The organism is Segatella salivae DSM 15606 (assembly GCF_000185845.1).
Classification (GTDB): Bacteria; Bacteroidota; Bacteroidia; order Bacteroidales; family Bacteroidaceae; genus Prevotella; species Prevotella salivae.
Window position 1 is genome coordinate 2,788,201 of record NZ_GL629647.1, and the last position, 19,852, is coordinate 2,808,052.

Consider the following 19,852-nt stretch of genomic DNA (forward strand, 5'->3'; position numbering starts at 1 on the left):
GGAATTTCATGCTTCCGAACGTTTCAGAGAGCTCAAAAAATAAAAAATCATGCTTCTGAACGTTTCAGAAGGCTAAAAAAAAGGAATTTTATGCTTCTGAACGTTTCAGAAAGCTCAAAAATAAGAAATTCATGCTTCTGAACGTTTCAGAAGATTCGGAAATAATAATTTGATGGTAAGTAGTAGCTGACTTTCGTTTAATGAATACCAGTGCAGTGTTGTTGTTGGAGATAGTTGGTTGTTATCTTCAAGAGTTATAGTGTTCAAATTCCATTAAGCTTTCTTGCTTAGGTAATTAATGAAGGCACTACATGAAACAAGCATAAACAAGGCTTCATCCCCACTTGGCATATAAGTTCCATCTTGGTCCATTAATGCATGACGAATACCAGTATCTTTTTGGTTTGTGTATTCATATAGTTTCTCAAAAGCAGATTTCAGTACTTTAGGGAATAAGATACCTTTCTTTTCAAGATTATTTAATGCTTTTCCTAACGTACTCTCTCCAGTTTTGTCGCGGCAATACGCTTCTACCGCTGATATAGATTCCTTAATCGAATTAGAATAATCTCCTTCAGGTCGTTTTGCGTAGAGTTCTAATGCCTTACTAAGATGCATTCTAATGTTAGCCGTTGAGTCTTGCAAAGCATCTTCTATTGCTGTAATTTCCTCTTTCGATGTTATTTCCACTATTAGTTTATTGACAACACGATAAGCGAAATTGAGACATTCAAATTTTTTATTTAATTGTTCGATAAAGAACTTAGAAACTGGCTGATAATAATAGTATGTTTTGTCTCTCTCAAATAGATATTGTAAGATAAATTCCAGCAGATCAAGTTTTTCATACCAATGGTGGTTATTGCAATTTATAAATGCTGTTGTAACATTTGTTTTTTCATCATCAAAATCTTTCACTCGTTTGTTTAAGAAATTAATCCATAAATATCTTTCTAAAGCAATATACTCTTTACCTGTAGAAAGACGTCCTGTTTGGTCAAAGACAATGGATAGGTTATCGAGACAATTGCAAATTGCATTTTGGATATGCAAGGGCATATCTTCTCTGATCAATACTTCAGATGGTTTAACATAACCGTATCGTTCGGAAAAGCGTGTCATATCAATTATTCATTAAAAAAGCCCCAATAGCTATTATAAGCTATCAGGGCTTTAAGTTATTTGTTCTAATTTACTTCACTTCCTCAAATATATCCTATGCTGATTATCAGTGGTTTATATTCGTGTGGTACAAAAATGTTTCCTCAATTTGAGTAGTTTTGATTAGAAATCATCTTGGATGTTATCATATTTACATTCTTTATATACCCAAAGTTTTTCTATATATCTCAAATAACTGTTCCTTCTTTTGCGGAGATAATTTATATTTTTCTTGCATAAACACATTAAAATCAGCAAGTGGATCAAAAGTCCACGTAACACCATTGGCAGAATAACAAACAGCTTGTTTGAAATATTTATCAAAAACATTATGAAAGCCTTCTGCCTTGAAAATATGTGAATATAACATTAACATATCTATAGACATTACTACTATTGGGTGACACATCTGTTCAGGAAGCTCTTGTTCAATAAGTGACTGATACCAAGAATTGATAATATAGGATAAACCTGGTACAACAAAACGAGGATCTTCCAAGACAATTACAGGATAATAAGCAACTTCATCTGGTATATTATTATCCCACTTAAAAGTGTCTGCATCTATCATTTTCATTTGCTGGACTAACTGTGTTACTCCAACTTGTTCTGCTTTTTTCTTCTTTCCTCTTGATTTATCTATATTTTCTTTAGAACAATACAATTTATTTTTCAGAATGCTCAATAGCTCATCAATATCAGATTTGTCTTTGAGTTCACCATTAATACGTATAGCTTTACATTCAAATAATATCAGATTATCATTTTCACGTAAATAAAAGTCTGGCTGATTATCCTCTTCTTTGATTTTATCGCCGCAAAGAATCATCTCTCGAGAAGGATATATTTTGGATGTTATTTTTTCATTAAGACATTGCAAAACTTGTGGTTGAAACAAAACTTTTTCCACAAAATCTTTGTTATAGAAGTTAAACGCATCCTTGAAACTATCTTTTAAATCAAAAAACAAACTGTTATAGAGCCTCTCAACTAAAATAGGAAAACAATATATAATATATTTATTATCATCTATTTTAATTAAAGGGCATGATCTAAATACACGATAATCTACATTATTATCTCTAGTTTTTATCTTAGTATTATTATAGAGAATGTGTTCATTTAGATTGATGGAAAGAAAATCTAACACAGCGATGTTTAGCGTGTCATCAACATCTTGCAATCTATTTAAATCCAAAATAGGACAGCCTTTTCCTTGTTTCTTTTGATATTCAAATTCTAAAGTAAAAAGAGCCAACCATGTTTTAGCATAATCGGACATTTTAGTAATCCCCGCACTTTTATAAAAAGTTTCTTTAGCCTTGCCGCAAGCAGGATATGTCTCTATAAATTCAGACAAAATAGAATAATATTGGACTTGTCTTATAAAAACGCCTCTGGCATCTTGTCCACTAATATCATTCATGATAAAGAAATTCAAAAAACTAAAAGTAGCAAGATTTTGTTCATTTGTGCTATTGAAACTCATTAGGTTTTCATTTATTTGAAGTATGACTCGGAACAAATCATATTCAAAATCCTCTATATCTCCATCATTCTTATATTCATTTATAGGGATAGAAAAGATAATTCTCATTAATTCCAAAGAGGTTTTAGTAGTACAATAACAGAATATCTTTTGACCACTTTTTTTTGTGAGTTGCTCAAACCGATTATTTAAATCTTCAAGATGCTTTTCACTATGACTAGAAAAAAACGTATTATTCTTATCTGGTATATACGCCCTTCCATAATTATGACTTAAAACATTGCTGCTTAACACTAAATATTTTTTACTATACTTTTTTAGTACGCTGGAAATATCTATTTCTTTTTCTTCGGGAAATAGATCATGAAACTCAAGTATCTTTTCTATTGTTATATTCATCTTCGATTAATGATATTTGAAAAACATCTCAACACTCTTGCAACAGAGAACGTTTTATAAGAAAATACGTACAAAGCTGTCTGTCAACCAATACTGAATACTATCATTATCATGTCCTTCTTTTTTTAAATAATTTGCAATATAATATAAATCTTCAAAGCTATGATCTGGACGAAATTCATCCATATCTTGCCACCTGTTTTTATAAACAGATAAAAGAACTAATAGTTTTGAGTCTATTTGCATTTCCTTGAAATCCTGTTCATAGTTTCTTATTAACCATTCTATTACAGAGAGGTTTTTACTTAAAACCATTTGCTCTCCAATAATGGCTCTATCAACTATAAAATTTATTTCATTATAATATGATTTCAAACCTGAGGAACAAATTCCCTGAACAATATTATCTATTCCATTAGAAACATCTGCAGATTGTTCCGATAACATCGCCTCTATAAAAGAATCATATGAAACACTACTACTTAATAACTTCTTCGTTAGTACTCTAAGATCTTCTAAACTCTTTCTACGTTCTTTTGATAGAGTGTTTATATATTGTAAAACATCCGACAAATAAGTAATTTGAACATTCCTCATAAACGAATCATTTCTAAATTTATCGGGAAGAGTATTATATTTGCTAATATTCTTCCTTAAATTACTTGAGATAATACTAAACTCTTGATCATCCCATTCAGTAATACCATTAAAGGCTTGTAGGCGTATATAATTTGGAGTACTCCAACCATTTCCTTCAGCTAATACACCACAATGCCAAATGTCTTTCTCAAGAATCTTTTGCTTCACTTTTTTTGTTATTTCCTCATCGCCTTTAGCTAAAATGCATATATAGAAAAGAGACCCTATTTCTGAAGGGATGTCATCAAAACCGACTTCTTTTAATTTGGACATAAATAAGTTTAATAACTCATCTGGCAAACAATTGTTTTTATTTAAGGAATAAATAATTTGAGTGATGTCATTTTGAGGATATGTCCCTATCAGTTCTTTCAAAAAAATAGAGCATACGTTATTCAAATCTCCCTTTAAGTATTTAAGATTCATATGAGTGCAGATTATTCTTTGAGCAATTTCCATATTATCTTTTGCATGTTGCAAAAGAGTTTCTAAAATAAGACTAATATGATTCTTATTCTTTAAACAGGCAACTGCACTATCTACATTTTCTACAATCGCTTCATTGTAAGAATATTCTGTTATATGAGAAATCATAGAATCAAAAATATTTGCTTTAAAGTTTTCAAACCAAATTGATTCATCTACACATAAATACAGTGGAGTTATAATTCTTAATATTCCAGATAAGAATATTTCTGGAGTGTATGGGCTTCCATATGCCTTTAAAGATAATAGTAGTAACTCTTGATTTTCTTCTAATAAATCTGGATTAAAGGCATAATCTTGCCCTATACGTTCTAATACATCCTTATCATTATATTGAATTGAATAAAAGAAACAAGGATATGGGAAATACTTAAATAAATTCTTGCAAATTTTATACCAGTCCTTAATATCCACAAAATAAGTAATACCATAATTTAAGTACAATCCTGTGTCAAATATAAATTGCAAAAATCTAAGGCTTTGTTCATATCGACTATTATCTCGACCAAAACGGTGTGTAGAGCCAATCCAACCTCTCTGTTTGGGTTTATCTTCTTTACCATTTAATTTTTCAACAATATAACTGATTATCTCACCTTGACCATAAATATTATTTCGTAGAAAATAATCTAAATTATATGGTCGAGGATAATGTAAAGAAATATAGTTAGCTAAAACGCATGCATACATTTTTTCTTGTATATTGTCAAGGGTTTCAATATATGATGATATGAGATTAAACGCCTCTTCACTCCCATTAAATGCAGCTAACCTCATGGCTTTTGCTTGTAACCAATATCCCTTCGCATCCCAACCTTCTAAAAGTTGCTGAGCTGTCTTAAAATCTAAATGAAATAATTTCCTTTGAATGTTTTCATAGGTAAAATAGTCAGACGAAATAACATCATGTAACACCTCTTCACTTCCCGTAAGAGTTTCGCTTCTTTGTACAAGCTCTTGCCAAAGTGGAATTGAATCCAAAATAGGCTTATCTTGTAGCAATGAAGAGTAAAAGCAAGGTAGCTGTCCCGTTTCTTTAACAGCAAGTGCAAATAAATAGGCTTCGTCTTCTGTAAGATTTCCTTTTCTTCTAAGAGCTGTTTCTATAAAGTATTCTTGATTATCAACTATCTTACAAAATTGATAATTATACTTCGTGTTTTTTATGCGTTTTATGATATCAGATAAATCTTCTTGGTTATAGAATTTTGTACTTGCAGTATACCATAACTCTTTATATACGAAAGAAGTAGTTTTCTCTGAATTAGTTAGTTCTACTTTTGCTGTTTCGTATTCTTTCGAACTCTTAGATTTGTCTTCAGCAGTATTATTTTCTTTACCACCAGTCTCTGCCGATTTCTCATTTCCCGTTTCACAAAGAAATTTTAGAAAACTTTCAAGAATTTCTTTATAGGAATTAGGAGCAGATAATGAGATTTCAGATTGATTATACCTAAGTAAGGTAAGAACTTCATTATCCACAAGATTGATTTCTCGTATATAATGATTTTTATAATAAAGTTTCTTACCAGAACCTTCTTCATCTTTAAATGTTACAAGGTAAATTTTAGGACCTTTATCTTTCCCCTTTCCAAGAATATCACTTATCCATTTAACCCACCCCATATAATTGGGATCATTCCCAGAGAAGCCCAATAGACAAAACTTTCCTTGTAGCATGGAAATTCTCATTAAATGAGAAAAAGCTTCATGCTTGTCAATATAAGTCTCATAATCTTCTTGAGCAATTATATAGCGTAGGTGTTTGTCACCATCAAATTCAAACTCATCATTATCTTCTATTTTTAGTGACCCATGTATTTTAATTATACTACGATTTTGAAAGCCATTTGATAAACTCCATGATGATTTCACCATAGGAATTGGAGACTCTAAAAAACAATCAGATGTAAATTCTAACAGATTGTCATAATTTGTTGTATATATATTTTTAAATTTATCGCATAATAACAACTGTTTATGTGCTGAGAAATCAGATTCTATAATATCAGATTTCTTTTTATCTTTTATATAGAGAGATATAGTACCATTATCATTTTTTTTCACATAAGGTGTGCGCTCTTCTATATAATCCTCTATAACCTCCCGGTATCCTTTCTGACCTATATATTTCGAAACTATTCCTAAATATCCATACTTATTTAAAAGATTACCGATAAATTCTTCCTTCCTCTTTTTCTTTTCAACTTCAAGATTTTTACCTACAGTACAATAAGAATAGTTACTTATATACTGATTTATTTCTAATTTAAATAAGTCATCTATAAGATCTTCTAATAATGAGTTCCGGTCTAAATAAAGAGATGATACATTCTTAGAAAATCCTGCACCAATAAGAGCTGAAACCAGACCTCTATCATAATCTTTTTTAGTCATTAAGATTTACAATATTATTGTTTGCTTCCATCCATCTTCAATATGCTATGTTCTTGATAAAGTCATTAATATTTACAAGTTGTATACCGTTTCATCCCCACAGATGTTTCTAATCTTGAGGCGGAGAGGTTTGTTGTCGGAGGTTATTGTACCATCCCAAAAGCTTTTAGTATCAATACCATTCTTACGTACATAACCGAGGCGATCAATGAGGATTTCGGAGTCGCTGCGCCAAGGAGAAGAAGCATCGGCAGAAGTACAATCAAGACTGAGGAACTCTATAGTCTCCAGTCCTTCTTCGCTCAAAGTGATAGGCTTGAATATTTTACCACTCTTCAGCGTTTGTTGCTGTCCTTTAAGATTGAACTCTTCTATCTTCTTACTCACACGGTCGCTAAAGAAACGATTGATGCTTACTTGCCACACTTTGAATGCCTCACCTTCTGGCTGGACTTCCTTCACATCAAACTCGGCATCGTCTTCTACAACAACGTTGTCGAGCACGTTCTTTAAGTCTCTCAATTCAACCTCTATCAACGTGTCATTCTGCTCTTTAATAAATTGCTTTATTTCATTTATATCTGTGATATCAATATAATATACAATTACCTTTTTAGTTCCGTCAGGTAGGTCTGGCATTGCTTCTTTCAGAATGCGATTCATCAGTGCCGTATCTAACAAACGAGTACTACTATCCATTAGGTTTGGAAGATAAACAGGCAACATACCATCTTTCGTATCATAAATACTTCCTTCCCAGAACTTATCGAGTGCATCTTCATTGCGAAGTCCGGGAATAAGGCTCTTTAGCTTGTCCATCGTCTGCACAGGGTTGCGATAGAGCGAAACACCATCTTTTACCTCCATCACTTCAAACTCTGCTCCTGCCTTACGCAATCTGTCGCGTGTAGTCTCAATGCTGTTAATGCCAATATCGCAATGAATAAAATTACGCCCTAACTTACTTGCCACTGTAGCCGTTACGCCACTGCCACCAAAGAAATCTGCTACAAGCATACCTTCATTGCTACTGGCTTTGATGATGCGCTCCAATAGGGCTTCTGGCTTTTGGGTGGCATAGTCAACTAATTCCTTAGCTTGACCTGCTATTACATTAATATCTGTCCAAATTGATTGTAGAGGTTTACCAGGCATCTCATCTAAATAGATTTTCTTTTTAGGAAAGCCAGAAGATGTATAATAAAGTAGACCTTGCTTTTCCAGTTCAGACATTGTTTCAAAAGAATATCTCCACGTTCTAACAACACCATTCCACTCGTATGTGGATCCTCTTCCCCCTGGACCAAGCGTATTTTCTACTTTATATTTTCTTCCATCTCCATCATCCATAGAGTACATTTTCAGATACTTTTCTTCGTATGGTTGGTATTGTATATTCCATGTGTATTTTTCATTATCCTTTGAATAGTAAAAAATCACATCATGAATCTGCCCATACTTATTTGCATCGTTATGGGAATAAACTCTTTGCCATACTATCTCATTCCTGAAATTATCTTCACCAAATATCTCATCCATAAGAATCTTCACATAATGTCCGATGTGCCAATCCAAATGTACATAGATAGAGGCAGTATCGCTCATAACGGACTTTATTGCCATAAGGTTCTCATACATCCAATTCAGATAGCGTTCCTTATCCCACACATCACCATACATCTTTTCTTCAAAGTTACGCAGTTCTTCGCTATCAATCTCTGTCTCGGCTTGCTTAATAGCCTCTGCCACTTTTGGATTACGACGAATATAAACCTTCTTGGCATAATCGGCACCACTTGCAAAAGGTGGGTCAATATAAACAAGGTCTACTTTCATTCCCTTATCTTTAAGATAAGCGCAAGCAGAAAGGCACTCACCCCGAAGCACGAGGTTATGATTAGGATTCTTGCCCACCACTTCTTGACTTTCTACTTCGTAGAGAGGCATACCACGCAGAATTCTCTCAAACACTTTATCGTTATCACGATAAAAGAGTTTGCGTTGTGGACGGGAAATTATATCGAGTACAGCTTGTCCTGCAAGGACATTGAGGGGGTAGGAAATATATTTGATTGCCATAATGAGTTCTTTTATTTGAAAAATTGATTGATTGCTGTAATGGTCTTTTTATCTTGCTCGGCTGGTGTCATCGTGTCTTCGATATACAAGAAACTGAAACGATTGTAACCGAAACGCTCGTTATTAAGTTTCACAAACTCTTCTTCCATAAACTGTCTACGTTCGGCAAACTTGGCAGCAAAGCCTTCGCCTTTCGTCTCAATAATAAGTATTTGTTTGATTGCGTCCTGTTCATCTCTGCTAATCACTAAGAAGTCGGGCGTGTAATTACCAAGTGGGCTCCAGTACTTACCATGCTTCTTATAGCAACGTATTTTGAAATCGGTCAAGTTATCATCGCCATTGAAATAAAACTCGAGTTGCTTATCCCGTATGATAGCTTGGAGAGAAACCGAAAAATAACTAATCTCAAAACTGCTGTCGAATTTATAAGGTAGATAATGGTAGGTCTTGTCGTTGATGTTGCTATCCGTTGGGTCGTAACTATCGGGACTGTCCAATAATGCTTGTATGGTTTGCTCCTGATTGCCTAACGCCTTAAGCGTATCAATGGTTGTTTGTATTTCTGCCTTTAGAGTTTTCTCACCTTTATCTGCATCAACGATCTTCAACACCTGCTCTTGGTTTGGGAAATATTTAGAAGTGTCATTCACTTCTATTGCTGATTTGAAGTTCTTAATTTGAAGAAGTTCAGCAGTCTCTGGGATCACTTCCTCTTTCACTTCGATGGAACGATGAGGGATAAAAGCTTTGCGTACATTGGCACGTACCTGCATTTGGTTGTATTCTCCTTTAAGAATGCGTATACCATCATGAAACTCTGTGATGGTATCAAAGATAGCTTGCAGCCCCGTGGTGTACGTCTTCAATTGAGCGATATGCAAAGTGCGGAAGCTCTCTTTACAAATAAGATGTAGCCAGCTATTGAATGTAATAGCCTTGCCACTTTCGTCATCCTGCAACCGTTCTGTAGATTTATCTTCTATCTCTCCTTTTAAGTTCTGTTGGTGGATTAGTTGTAAGCCACTGATAGAATAGAAATCCTCTCTTTGCAGTTCTTTTGCAGTGTTCAACTCATCCTCTAACACTAATGTTAGATAAGACACCTTCAACTGGAAGAAGTCAATTGGAGGCACACGCAATTTCTCCATACGAGAGAAACGCTGTAAGGTGTACTGTTTGGTATTTCCACCCTTATTCAGTTCCTCAATAGACGTGTTTTGTTGCTTGTCTAATTCCCTATTCAGCGTCTTTGCGTTATCCTCGTTAAGCCAAATCAAAGCTGTTTCCTTATTATCCTTTACAACCTGACGTAAGCAACGACAAGATGTCTGCAAAACCATATTCTGTGGGCATGCATCTTTTTGTGGTAAGATAACACAGGTTAGGCTCTTACAGTCCCAACCCTCTTTACCTATTTGAGCTAACAACACTATCTTTACCTTTGAGAGATTAGTGTCCAATGAAGCAAACTCAACAGCAGCACTTTCAGGTACGGAATACTCTTTATTTCCACCATGATATTTAAGAATAGCATCAGCAGGATTCAAGCCGAACTTACTGATAAGCTCAGCAACGATGGGATAGATATTCTCCTCCAAATTGTCTATACGTCCACAATAGATGGCCATTTTTGCACATGTACCATTAGAATAAACTAAATTACCATAGGTATCAAGAAACTCTGTCACGCCTTTGCGAATAATAGTTTCATAACCACCATCTGCCACTTTTATTGTTGGAGACTTCAAGAAATTACCCACACCTTCTATCAGCGGATAATAATAAACAACATTTGAAAGGTTCTTGTTTTTCAATGACAAGTCTGCTCCCACCTTCACCGACTCGGCAGTGGAAAGATAAGGAGTTCCCGAGAAACCTAAAACCGAATTAAAGGTCTCTGTTTCTGTCCATTTATTAACAACTTGACGAAGTTTTATGTCTCCGTCTGAAGCATGGTGCACCTCGTCAATGAAAATAGAAAGATGGGGAATCTTTCCTACAATAGAACGAAGCTCATTAGATATTTCAAACTCTTTCTTTTCCTTATCATTAAGAAGTGATGGGCTTTTATCTTTATATAATTTGTCAAGAATTACTTTCTCAGCATTAGTTACTGCCACCAGACCACGAATATCATTTGACGTCAAATGGCTATTTATCTTTTGTGCATTGGGATTCTTAACAAGATTGCTTTTTTGTGCGGTTTTCTGTGCATCAAGTATTTCAAACTGAATTTCATTCTTTATTTGAGATGCAGATGGCTCTGGAAGAATCCACGTAGGGTCAAAGTCTTGTATATTCCTTATACTTGGAATAATAGAAGACTTCAAGCCTGATGGAGCCAAGATCATAAAGTTATGTGCAAAGGAGGGGTTATCTGGCTCATTTAATGAAAAATACAAGTCAAGATAGATAAACGCAGCCATCAAATACGTCTTACCAGCTCCCATTGGTAAACTAAAGATATAATCAGGATAGGCTACATCATAAAAGAGCTTCTTAAAGACTGCTACATAATCAATTGTATCGGGATTATCTTCAATGTATTTCTTTAATGTTGGTGCTGCAGCATTCCCTTTCTCATCACTGAGACAAGCATATTCATAAAGTGAAGCTGCGGCTTTATCCGTTTCCAAAACAAGCCTTGCCTTAGCGGTAAGACTCATATTATCAAGATTGAGGGACAAGAAGTCGCCCTCCGTAAAAAGCCTCCACAAAGGTTTATTGCCACATTCTATCTTCAAGAACAAGTAAGTTTTTATAGCCTCTATTTGTGCATCACGCATCATTCCTTTACCTTCAATGTATGAAAGCAAAGACTTGACAGGGCAATCTATACGACTTAACCATTCATTCCTTTTTCGTTGTATAATGCTATAGAACATTGTTTTAACTTTTAATCATTCTGCTCGTAATAGTATGAATAATCAATACCTTTCATAAACATTTCTCTGTCATCAATCTTTGTAGTGAGTGCTGGCTTTACCAAAGTCTTGATGAACGTGCTATCTGCTACACTTTCACGCATTGCAGACAAATATTCGTTTTTGTCTATTTGGCTCCAATCCACACATCGTTTGAGAGAACGTTTCAGCATGAGGTCGAGCCAAATGCGAGTGCTGCGACCATTACCCTCCATAAAAGGATGGGCTACGTTCATCTCTACATACTTATCCATAATCTCATTAAAGGTTGTTTCGGGCATTCGTTCTATTGTTTGCAGAGTTTCAGGGAAGTGCATACAATTAGCAAAGGTAAAACCTCCTTTGGATATATTCTTCGTGCGGATTTGTCCTGCAAAATCGTATAATCCTCCAAAGAGATAAGCGTGTATTTGTTGTAAACATTTGATTGTACCTGGGTCTACAGTCTTTAAGATACCACTTTCAAAAAGCTGATAAGCCTTTTTCTTGCTCTGTCCGTCAATAGTGTTATCACTATAGAGGAACCAGTCAAGAAAGCTTGTTGCCTTGGTATTGTTGATATGCTTTGCCAAAAGGGTTACACCCTCTGCATCAAATGTATCTGTCTTATAAGACTTCCCGTCAGAGGCTTTTAGCTTCAGTTGGTTAGTGCTACTAACCAACTGACTATTTTCTTTTCTTAGTTTGGTTTTGAGATACTTCCAATAGTTTCTCGTCTTTTGGTAATCATCTTGCTCGTTAATCGCAGCAATGATGTCCAGCACAGAGAACCACCACTTACTGTGTTCCTCGTCCCACACCGCCCTAACTTCACGGTCGTTAGAAAAAACGAATAGATTTTTTATGCTCTACCATAATAAAGTTACTCATCTGGGGTGTTAATCAATTCCTTTGGATTAACCTGCAAGATCTCTGCTATCTGGAATAGCAATTCTAGGCTTGGCTGTCGACGATTGCAAACGTAGGAGTTTACGATAGTGAAACTCTTACCGAGTTTCTCTGCAAGCCATGTTTGCTTAATCCCTTTCTCGATAAGCACCTCTTTAATTCTATTAGTTGGACTTTCCATAAATATCATCTGATAGTTTGCAAATATAGTAAATATTCTTGTATAAAATACTTAATAAGAGGGGATTTTTTCCCTCTTACCTTAATTCCGCAGCATAAATTCTTGTGAGAACTCCAAGTGCCTGGGAAACAAAGTTCTCAAAACACTTGGATATGTCAGTAATTTCACCTATCTTAGTGCTACCAACAAAAAAAACAAATAAAATATCTGACATGACAAAGGTAGCAACTAAAAACGAGAATATCACTTCTTTCGGTGGAATTTATCATATTATGGACGTTTTCTCAAAGTTGGGCTTTGAAAAACTTACCGAATCTGTATTGGGCAAACGTGGAAGTAGCGGCAAAGCATTCTGTTATGGAAGTATTTTTGGCTCTCTTTTCTTCAGTTACCTTTGTGGAGGGGATTGCCTTGAGGACATCAATGCGCTTACAGGACAGTTCAGGCAGAGACCTGACACGCTATTACCCGGTGCCGACACTGTGGGGCGCGGACTAAACAATGACTTCGGATGGTCGCATCTGCCCTTTTCCTTTATGGCTGAGAATATGGTTTTCATGATGGTTACCGCCATGCTGAAGAACTTCTATCTCTATCTCGTCCGTCATATCAGCGATAAGGTCGAGCCATTGAAAAAGACAAGCAGGCTGAAAGCCTTTATCCTGCATTGTGTCAGCGTGCCGGCAAAATGGGTGCGCACCGGAAGGCAGAACGTTCTGAACCTATATACAAATAAGACCTACTACTCTACGGTCTTCATTGAGTAAACATCATTTCTTTGTGGTTATCATACTTCCCCATTGGTTTGGGTGGGGGATTTCATGATTATGCAAGAACCAAGAACCCCGGAAAATCCCCATATCAATGGATAAATCCCAAAAATGTCACTTCAATATATAAAAGTACCTCACAAGGAATAATGCTGCGGAATTGAAGTGTTAAATATTTTTCGTGGACACTAGTGAAAGAATTATTATTTTATAAATGCCCACTTATATCGCGGATCATTTGGTAAGTTTATAAGATGCTCTTTCATCAATGCACCTTCTGGACTATAAAAGTGAATATTGGAACAAAAATCACGCCAGAACTTCAACGATGTTGCATAGTACTGTTCCAATTCCTCTTTTGTAAATGAAGGCTGATATTTTTTTATTTTGAACCCTTTATTCTGTAATGCTTTTATTATTTTGTTATGAGATTCATGAGGATTATCCTTATAGTTGAGTTTTAATGCCTCTGTTGAAATCAGCTTTTTTATCTTCTCATCATTCATTCTACGATGCCAGTGAGAACGAAGGATTTCTTCTGGCATAATCCTATCACCATTATCGAATTGTGCAAAGATTCTATCTGTTATAATTGGATTATGACGGAAAAAAACGTATCGCACTTCTGGATAATTATTAAAATCCTCATCTTTAGCTATATTAATTAGAAAACCTGATTGATTTCCACTACGCATAAAAGGTTGCTTTCCTATATTATTAACAATATAGTTACGCTTATCATTGTATTGAAAGGAGTCTGCTTTCAAATCAAAGTAATATAGTACTCCTAATTCATTACCCGTATATTTTTCATAACAATCCAACTTCATATTGAAGGTGGTAACCGCAAAGAACTTAGCCACCTCCATGTCGCTTGTAAGATCAAGCCAAGGAGTATTGTTATAATAGTGCTGGCTCAAACCATCATAATTAATCTTGAAATAAAAGGTATCGTGTAACAACTCAAACCCCCTTTCAAATAGTTGAACTAATGGATGCGTCTTGAGAAGGCATTGAAACTCTTTAATCTGTATTATATCATCTACGAAATAGTCTTTATTCTCCCGAAAAAGACTTGGCTTGCAAGGCGAAAAGAACCTTGACTGCCCACGATAAAGAAATTTGTGATTAGCCAACGAAGGCTTTAAGACGAACTTGTTGTGTGTAGAGAGTTGATTAACCACAAAACAGTTATCTGAAGCCCCCTCAATGGGGTAGTAAGAGACATTCGCCGAAGCCCATGGTATACGAAAAATTTGTCCATCATAGAAATATTCTTCTCTTGCAATCTCTTGACGGAATTGGTCCGTTGATAAGCACTCTTGTTCTATCTTTGCTATGTAAGCTGCTGCTTCATCAACATTTCCAAAAGGATTCGACTTGCTACCAAGGTCACCTTCTACTATGGATATTAATGAACGATTGATATTTTCTTCATGAAGTTTCTCCCAGTGCTTAGCAATTCTCACATGCTCTGATTTTGTCGGCCGTATAACGCCTAGCTTTACCTTTGCATGTGTGTCAATACCAGTAACGAGTTCACACTCTATTTTAAACTCCGACTTAAGCATTTTTAAAACTTCAGAGACTGGTGTTAAAGGATTAATCCGACAGCCTTTTAATATCATCAATGAATGGGCAAATACAATACTATCTTTGTCCATGCTGTTAAATGCACCTTCATCACCGACAGTTGTAAATCTATACCAAAAACGAGCTAACTGATAGCCCATTAAACGGTACATTGATGGTGCATCATTGCCTATCGCTCCTGAAAACAATATTCTGAACACTGGAATACAAACCAACACCTTTGAGTGCGTATAGTCTATTATCAGGGGATCAGCCTTGCCGTCTGCTTGCATAGCAACGCCTACTGCAAACTTGGGAAATTTCTCTACAGAAACCTTGAAGAATCTTAAAGCTTCATAACAAAAACCTTGAAGCATTTTAAGAGTTTCTTGGTCGCTTAGAACAGTGTTACCAAATTCAGATGTTTTCATTGACATTTTTTTATTTGACCTTAATTCCGCAGCATAAATTCTTGTGAGAACTCCAAGTGTCTGAGAAACAAAGTTCTCAAAATACTTGGATATGTCAGAAATTTCACCTATCTTGGTGCTGCAAACATAACAAGTAAGCAAAAAACTGACATGGCAAAGGTAGCAATTAAAAAACGAGAATATCACTTCTTTCGGTGGAATTTATCACATTATGGACGTTTTCTCAAAGTTGGGCTTTGAAAAACTTACTGAATCTGTATTGGGCAGATGCGGATGCAGCGGCAAAGCATTCTGTTATGGAAGTATTTTCGGCTCTCTTCTTCAGTTATCTTTGCGGTGGAGAATGTCTTGAGGATATCAATGCGCTTATAGGGCAGTTCAGACAGAGGCCTGATACGCTGTTACCCAGTGCCGACACAGTGGGGACGCGGACTGAAGGAGCTTGCCGAAGAGAACATTATCTACAAGAGCGAAACCTCAGGCAGGTCTTACAGTTTCAACACGGCAGAGAAGCTAAACATCTTACTTTTACGAATGATACGAAGAACGGGGCTTATAAAGGTGGGCAGTTATGTTGACTTAGACTTTGACCATCAGTTTATTCCAGCCCACAAGTTCGATGCAAAGTATTCTTACAAGCAGGATCATGGTTGTTTCCCAGGCTGGGCTTCCATTGGGGGAATCATAGTCGGAGGTGAGAATCGTGACGGAAACACCAATGTGAAATTCCATCAGGAGGACAGCATGTCTTTGTAGCTCTCACATTCCCCATTGGTTTGGGTGGGGGATTTTACGCCTATGCAAGCCCCCCAAAAAAAACTCGCATCAATGTATAAAGCTCCAAAAAGTCATCTCAATGTATAAAATTATATCACAAGGAATAATGCTGCGGAATTAAGGTCTTATTAAAGTTTATGTGTTCAACACTATTTGTTTTTCTTATTATGCAGGTTATTCTGCATCAAACTATCCGCCTTTTGTTTTAATTCCATGTCGTAATCATCGGCTTTTTCCTTGATTAGTTTGATAATCTTTTCATTGCGATGAATGTCAAATACATCGTTAAGCCATAGGATTTCCTTTGGACTACATCCTCTCCAAACTCTGATGATTCGGAATTTCAAGGCATCATCCTTGTATTTCTGTTTGCTTTGCCATAAGATATAATTGCCGACCAAAGAAACAAAACAGAGGACAGACATTGCTACCACAGTAGTAAAGGCTTTCGATGACTTGATGTCAAAGCTATGCCTGTGAATCTGTTCCTGTGGTTGCGGATGCTCTTTCTGTTCCTGCCATTCGTGCAACATGGTCAAGACGCTTGCCACCAATTTGTCCATGGATTTAGTCTCCTCGTCCTTGATGCGTACTTGTACTCCAATATACTTGTTAATCACGTCTTTTGTACGCTGTTCATACTGATTGAGCAATTCCTGTTCTTTCTGCTCATCACTTTGTGCTAGTGTAGATTGAACAGGGAGGGAAACAGAACCGTTCTCCTTTTCTTTCAACTCCTTTAGCTCCCTGTAAATTGTCTCCAGTTTGTTTTTGATTTCCTCAAAGAGGACAAATGTATTATTATCAGCCATAGTTATAAATGTATTTTACGTTTTTTCTTTTTCTTCTTTTTATCAAGTGTGTTGTAAACCTCCGCAGGGACAGTACCATGAGTTTGAAACAAATCGAATCCTCCTTCTATGAGGTTGTTGGTAATTTCGCTCGTAACACTTGCAACATTAGATATAAGATTTATCGTTCCTTGTATCTGCTGTTCGTGTTCCCTGTTATTTTGTTGCAGGGCAAAGTCTATCTTGGAATAACTGAAACTCCTATCCACCTTTGAACCGTTGAAATGATAACCGTTCTTTTCAAAGATGATACCCTGCACCTCCTGTGAGTTGCTTTTGAACTTAAAGCGGACATCAATATCTTGCTTTTTCAAGTGAGCAAGAAGGTCTTTCCAATTCCTGCACTGAGCAATCTCTGCTTTCAACGTCTGATAGATTTCATATTTGGTCTTATCGGGTTCTTTCAAGCGGTGTTCCTTGACATTCTCCTTGCCACCAGCAAAGTACAAACCATATTTGATTGTCAGTTCCTTGCAAATCTTCTCACTCCTGAATCGGTCGTTACGGTCAGAAATGGTCTTTCCATTATTATCTGTGCGATTGAAAGCGATATGAACGTGTGGATGTTCCTTGTCGAAATGGCGACCGATGATGTACTGTGTATCTTTTATTCCCATCTTCTCCATGTACTCACGAGCCACTTTCGCCATCCAGTCATTGCTGAGTTTGGAAGAATCCTGTGCGGAGAAACTCAAGGAGGTATGCCCCACAACCTTGCTTACTCGTGGATTCAGTTCTGTCTGGTCGATGAAACTTTGGACAATATGGTTGATGCTCTCCGTTCTCACTCCGGAACTATCAATGAGTTCCGTTCCTTTCTTCGGGTCAAGGATGTAATTGATTACACCCTTGAAGCCCGAACCCTTCATTATCTTGGCAATCATTTTCGTATCAGATTTAGAATTTCGTCAATCTTGCCAATGATGATTTTGTGGAAAGGAGCAACGATATGAAACCCCTCCGCATTGGCACGATGCGCCAACTGATTGAGATTGTTTGCCATGCCACACAGCTTGCGGATGAAGTCTGCTTGCTCTATGGTCAGTCGTTCAATGACATTTCCTTTATCAAGAACTTTTCTTACAAACTCACTCATGGTTACTCCTGCGCTTTTGGCTTTGCCTTTGAGCGTATAGTAATCCTGCGTATTCAGTTTCACCGTGATGCGGTATTTCTTCTTTTCGGCTACGCCCTTGGTTGGACGACCACCTTTTTTATATTCTGTTTTTATCATACTTGTTTCTTTAATTTGATTTGATGGAGACCAGCGGGATAATCCTCTGCAACGACTGTCAGGAGGTGGAGCAAGTGGTTTTGGTATGCCCAAAACATAAACTTGCTCCCCGAAAAACAGATTATGCAAAGCAAATCCTACAATCATAGCTTAATCCCTTTGGTCTTCTTATTTTCAGCTTTCTCTGAATGCTTGAATTCAGCACATAAATACTCATTTAGATCTTTATAATTCTGGAAGACGGAAGAGCAGTCTTGAACATCAAAATCGTCTCTCTTAAGTTGTTCTAAAGTTCGCTTTCCTCCTTCATCATTATCTAAATATGAACAGATGAGTTTGTGCTTTGAAAGAAAAAATCTTGATTTTTTGATATTATTAATCGAGTTAAGTATCAGTGCAGCTTTCTTCTCTTCATCTGGACTCATCGTAAGCAGACTAAGATAATCTATAAAACCTTCAAACAGATTGATTTGTTTCGAAGGACTGGGAACATACGAGATATCGGAAGGAGGCAAACACCCTTTGGAGTATGGATTGCGCAACGCATAACCATAAGAATTGTTTGGGAAGCCTATTGCGTAAAAACTCCTATCACCAATTCTATAATGGATTTCCCTACAATATTTTTTCGCAATGTTCAGATTGATTCCTCTATGTGTGAAATATTCTATGAGATTCGGATGACATAGGTTGGTAGAGCCGATAATCTCTATACGTGATTGGCTTGGAGAAATTGTTTTGCTATTAGCTATGGACAATTTCGGCAGGATATTTTGTTTGCCATTAAACAACTCTATAGCTTGTATTAAACTGCAATTATGTAATTTCATAACTAAATCTATAAGACTCCCACCTTCATCAAGAGCAAAGTCATACTATAGATTTTGGTTATAATCAACTTTGAAACTTGGAGTATGTTCATTTCGGAATGGACTTTTATACATTCCGTAATAGCCATAATTCTTTATAGGGTATATAGACATACTACCTAAGTAATCTTTAATTGATATTGCTTTAATTTCATCTATTGTCATACTTGTAACTTTTAAGTTTAGTACTTACTACAATGTGATATTCTTGTAAGTCATTGACAATGAAAGAAAAATATGTAGTACTAACTATCTTTGTAGTAATCATTGCACATGTATATGGTCGGTTGGTAGTAATGAGGTAGTAATACCTTATATCATTATTTACTACGGTCTAAACCGTGGGTTTGGCTTTCCCTATAAGTTTACACGCATCATCTATTCCAATAGGAATACGTTTGGGAGGGACAACAGGTGTTTGTCCTTTACATACTAAATACTTGATTTCAGCAACTTCGCTGACTAAGTGAGCAACTGCCTTTGGTAAGTTCTCAAAAGTGATTTCATTTTGTACCATAATACTTGTTATTGATTTTTACGGTGCAAATGAAAAAAGTGTTTCCTCTGTGTCCTAAGACACTGAAGAAACACTATAAAAACACAATAGGTTTGTGTGTTATTCTGTTATTTGGTGGTCTGAAAGGCTTTGTACAATAGGTATAGTGCCTTTCTTCTCATACTTAAAGTTGATTTACCAAGTTT

11 protein-coding genes and 4 pseudogenes are annotated in these 19,852 nt (G+C 36.0%); 2 read left to right on the forward strand and 13 right to left on the reverse strand.

Annotation, left to right across the window (positions count from 1 at the left end; genetic code table 11):
• Positions 1-273: 273 nt before the first annotated feature.
• The 7 genes and pseudogenes from HMPREF9420_RS10895 to HMPREF9420_RS10925 all read right to left on the reverse strand — a co-directional run bounded on the left by HMPREF9420_RS10895 (position 274) and on the right by HMPREF9420_RS10925 (position 12,646).
• The gene (locus HMPREF9420_RS10895; RefSeq protein ID WP_007135750.1) at positions 274-1,122 is read right to left on the reverse strand and encodes an AbiJ-NTD4 domain-containing protein; all 849 of its coding nucleotides are present in this window, start codon (positions 1,120-1,122) and stop codon (positions 274-276) included.
• A gap of 199 nt (positions 1,123-1,321) precedes the next feature.
• Positions 1,322-3,049 (reverse strand): hypothetical protein, encoded by a 1,728-nt coding sequence (locus HMPREF9420_RS10900; protein ID WP_007135751.1) that lies wholly within the window; start codon positions 3,047-3,049, stop codon positions 1,322-1,324.
• Between the two features lie 54 nt (positions 3,050-3,103).
• On the reverse strand, positions 3,104-6,571 hold the full coding sequence (locus tag HMPREF9420_RS10905) for an SIR2 family protein (RefSeq protein ID WP_007135752.1): 3,468 nt from the start codon (positions 6,569-6,571) through the stop codon (positions 3,104-3,106).
• A 72-nt stretch (positions 6,572-6,643) separates the two neighbouring features.
• Positions 6,644-8,650, reverse strand: coding sequence for a site-specific DNA-methyltransferase (locus HMPREF9420_RS10910; RefSeq protein WP_007135753.1), 2,007 nt, complete (start codon positions 8,648-8,650; stop codon positions 6,644-6,646).
• 11 nt (positions 8,651-8,661) lie between these two features.
• Entirely contained in the window at positions 8,662-11,538 is a 2,877-nt protein-coding gene (locus HMPREF9420_RS10915; protein ID WP_007135754.1) for a DEAD/DEAH box helicase family protein, read from the reverse strand.
• A gap of 11 nt (positions 11,539-11,549) precedes the next feature.
• Positions 11,550-12,447: pseudogene (fic, locus tag HMPREF9420_RS10920) on the reverse strand (protein adenylyltransferase Fic).
• Positions 12,440-12,646 (reverse strand): helix-turn-helix domain-containing protein, encoded by a 207-nt coding sequence (locus tag HMPREF9420_RS10925; RefSeq protein ID WP_004362600.1) that lies wholly within the window; start codon positions 12,644-12,646, stop codon positions 12,440-12,442. The pseudogene fic and the gene HMPREF9420_RS10925 overlap by 8 nt, the downstream one beginning before the upstream one ends.
• 212 nt (positions 12,647-12,858) lie before the next feature.
• Between HMPREF9420_RS10925 and HMPREF9420_RS10935 the strand changes: the two genes are divergently transcribed.
• Positions 12,859-13,413, forward strand: coding sequence for a hypothetical protein (locus HMPREF9420_RS10935; RefSeq protein WP_044078934.1), 555 nt, complete (start codon positions 12,859-12,861; stop codon positions 13,411-13,413).
• Between the two features lie 206 nt (positions 13,414-13,619).
• Here the strand turns inward: HMPREF9420_RS10935 and HMPREF9420_RS10940 are convergent, their stop codons facing one another.
• Positions 13,620-15,560: an FRG domain-containing protein gene (locus tag HMPREF9420_RS10940; protein WP_248628112.1), complete on the reverse strand. Its 1,941-nt coding sequence runs from the start codon at positions 15,558-15,560 to the stop codon at positions 13,620-13,622.
• Positions 15,561-15,569: 9 nt separating this feature from the next.
• Here HMPREF9420_RS10940 and HMPREF9420_RS14970 point away from each other — a divergent pair.
• Positions 15,570-16,166, forward strand: a pseudogene (locus tag HMPREF9420_RS14970) (transposase family protein); the annotation flags it as partial.
• Positions 16,167-16,345: 179 nt separating this feature from the next.
• Here the strand turns inward: HMPREF9420_RS14970 and HMPREF9420_RS10950 are convergent.
• The 5 genes and pseudogenes from HMPREF9420_RS10950 to HMPREF9420_RS10970 all read right to left on the reverse strand — a co-directional run.
• Entirely contained in the window at positions 16,346-17,008 is a 663-nt protein-coding gene (locus HMPREF9420_RS10950; RefSeq protein WP_007135760.1) for a hypothetical protein, read from the reverse strand.
• 2 nt (positions 17,009-17,010) lie between these two features.
• Positions 17,011-17,931 (reverse strand): relaxase/mobilization nuclease domain-containing protein, encoded by a 921-nt coding sequence (locus HMPREF9420_RS10955; RefSeq protein ID WP_007135761.1) that lies wholly within the window; start codon positions 17,929-17,931, stop codon positions 17,011-17,013.
• Complete coding sequence (locus tag HMPREF9420_RS10960; RefSeq protein ID WP_044079249.1) at positions 17,928-18,281, reverse strand: plasmid mobilization protein; 354 nt, start codon at positions 18,279-18,281, stop codon at positions 17,928-17,930. The genes HMPREF9420_RS10955 and HMPREF9420_RS10960 overlap by 4 nt, the downstream gene beginning before the upstream one ends.
• Positions 18,282-18,424: 143 nt before the next feature.
• A pseudogene (locus HMPREF9420_RS10965) lies at positions 18,425-19,315 on the reverse strand (toprim domain-containing protein).
• A gap of 172 nt (positions 19,316-19,487) precedes the next feature.
• Positions 19,488-19,667, reverse strand: a pseudogene (locus tag HMPREF9420_RS10970) (helix-turn-helix domain-containing protein); the annotation flags it as partial.
• Positions 19,668-19,852 lie beyond the last annotated feature (185 nt).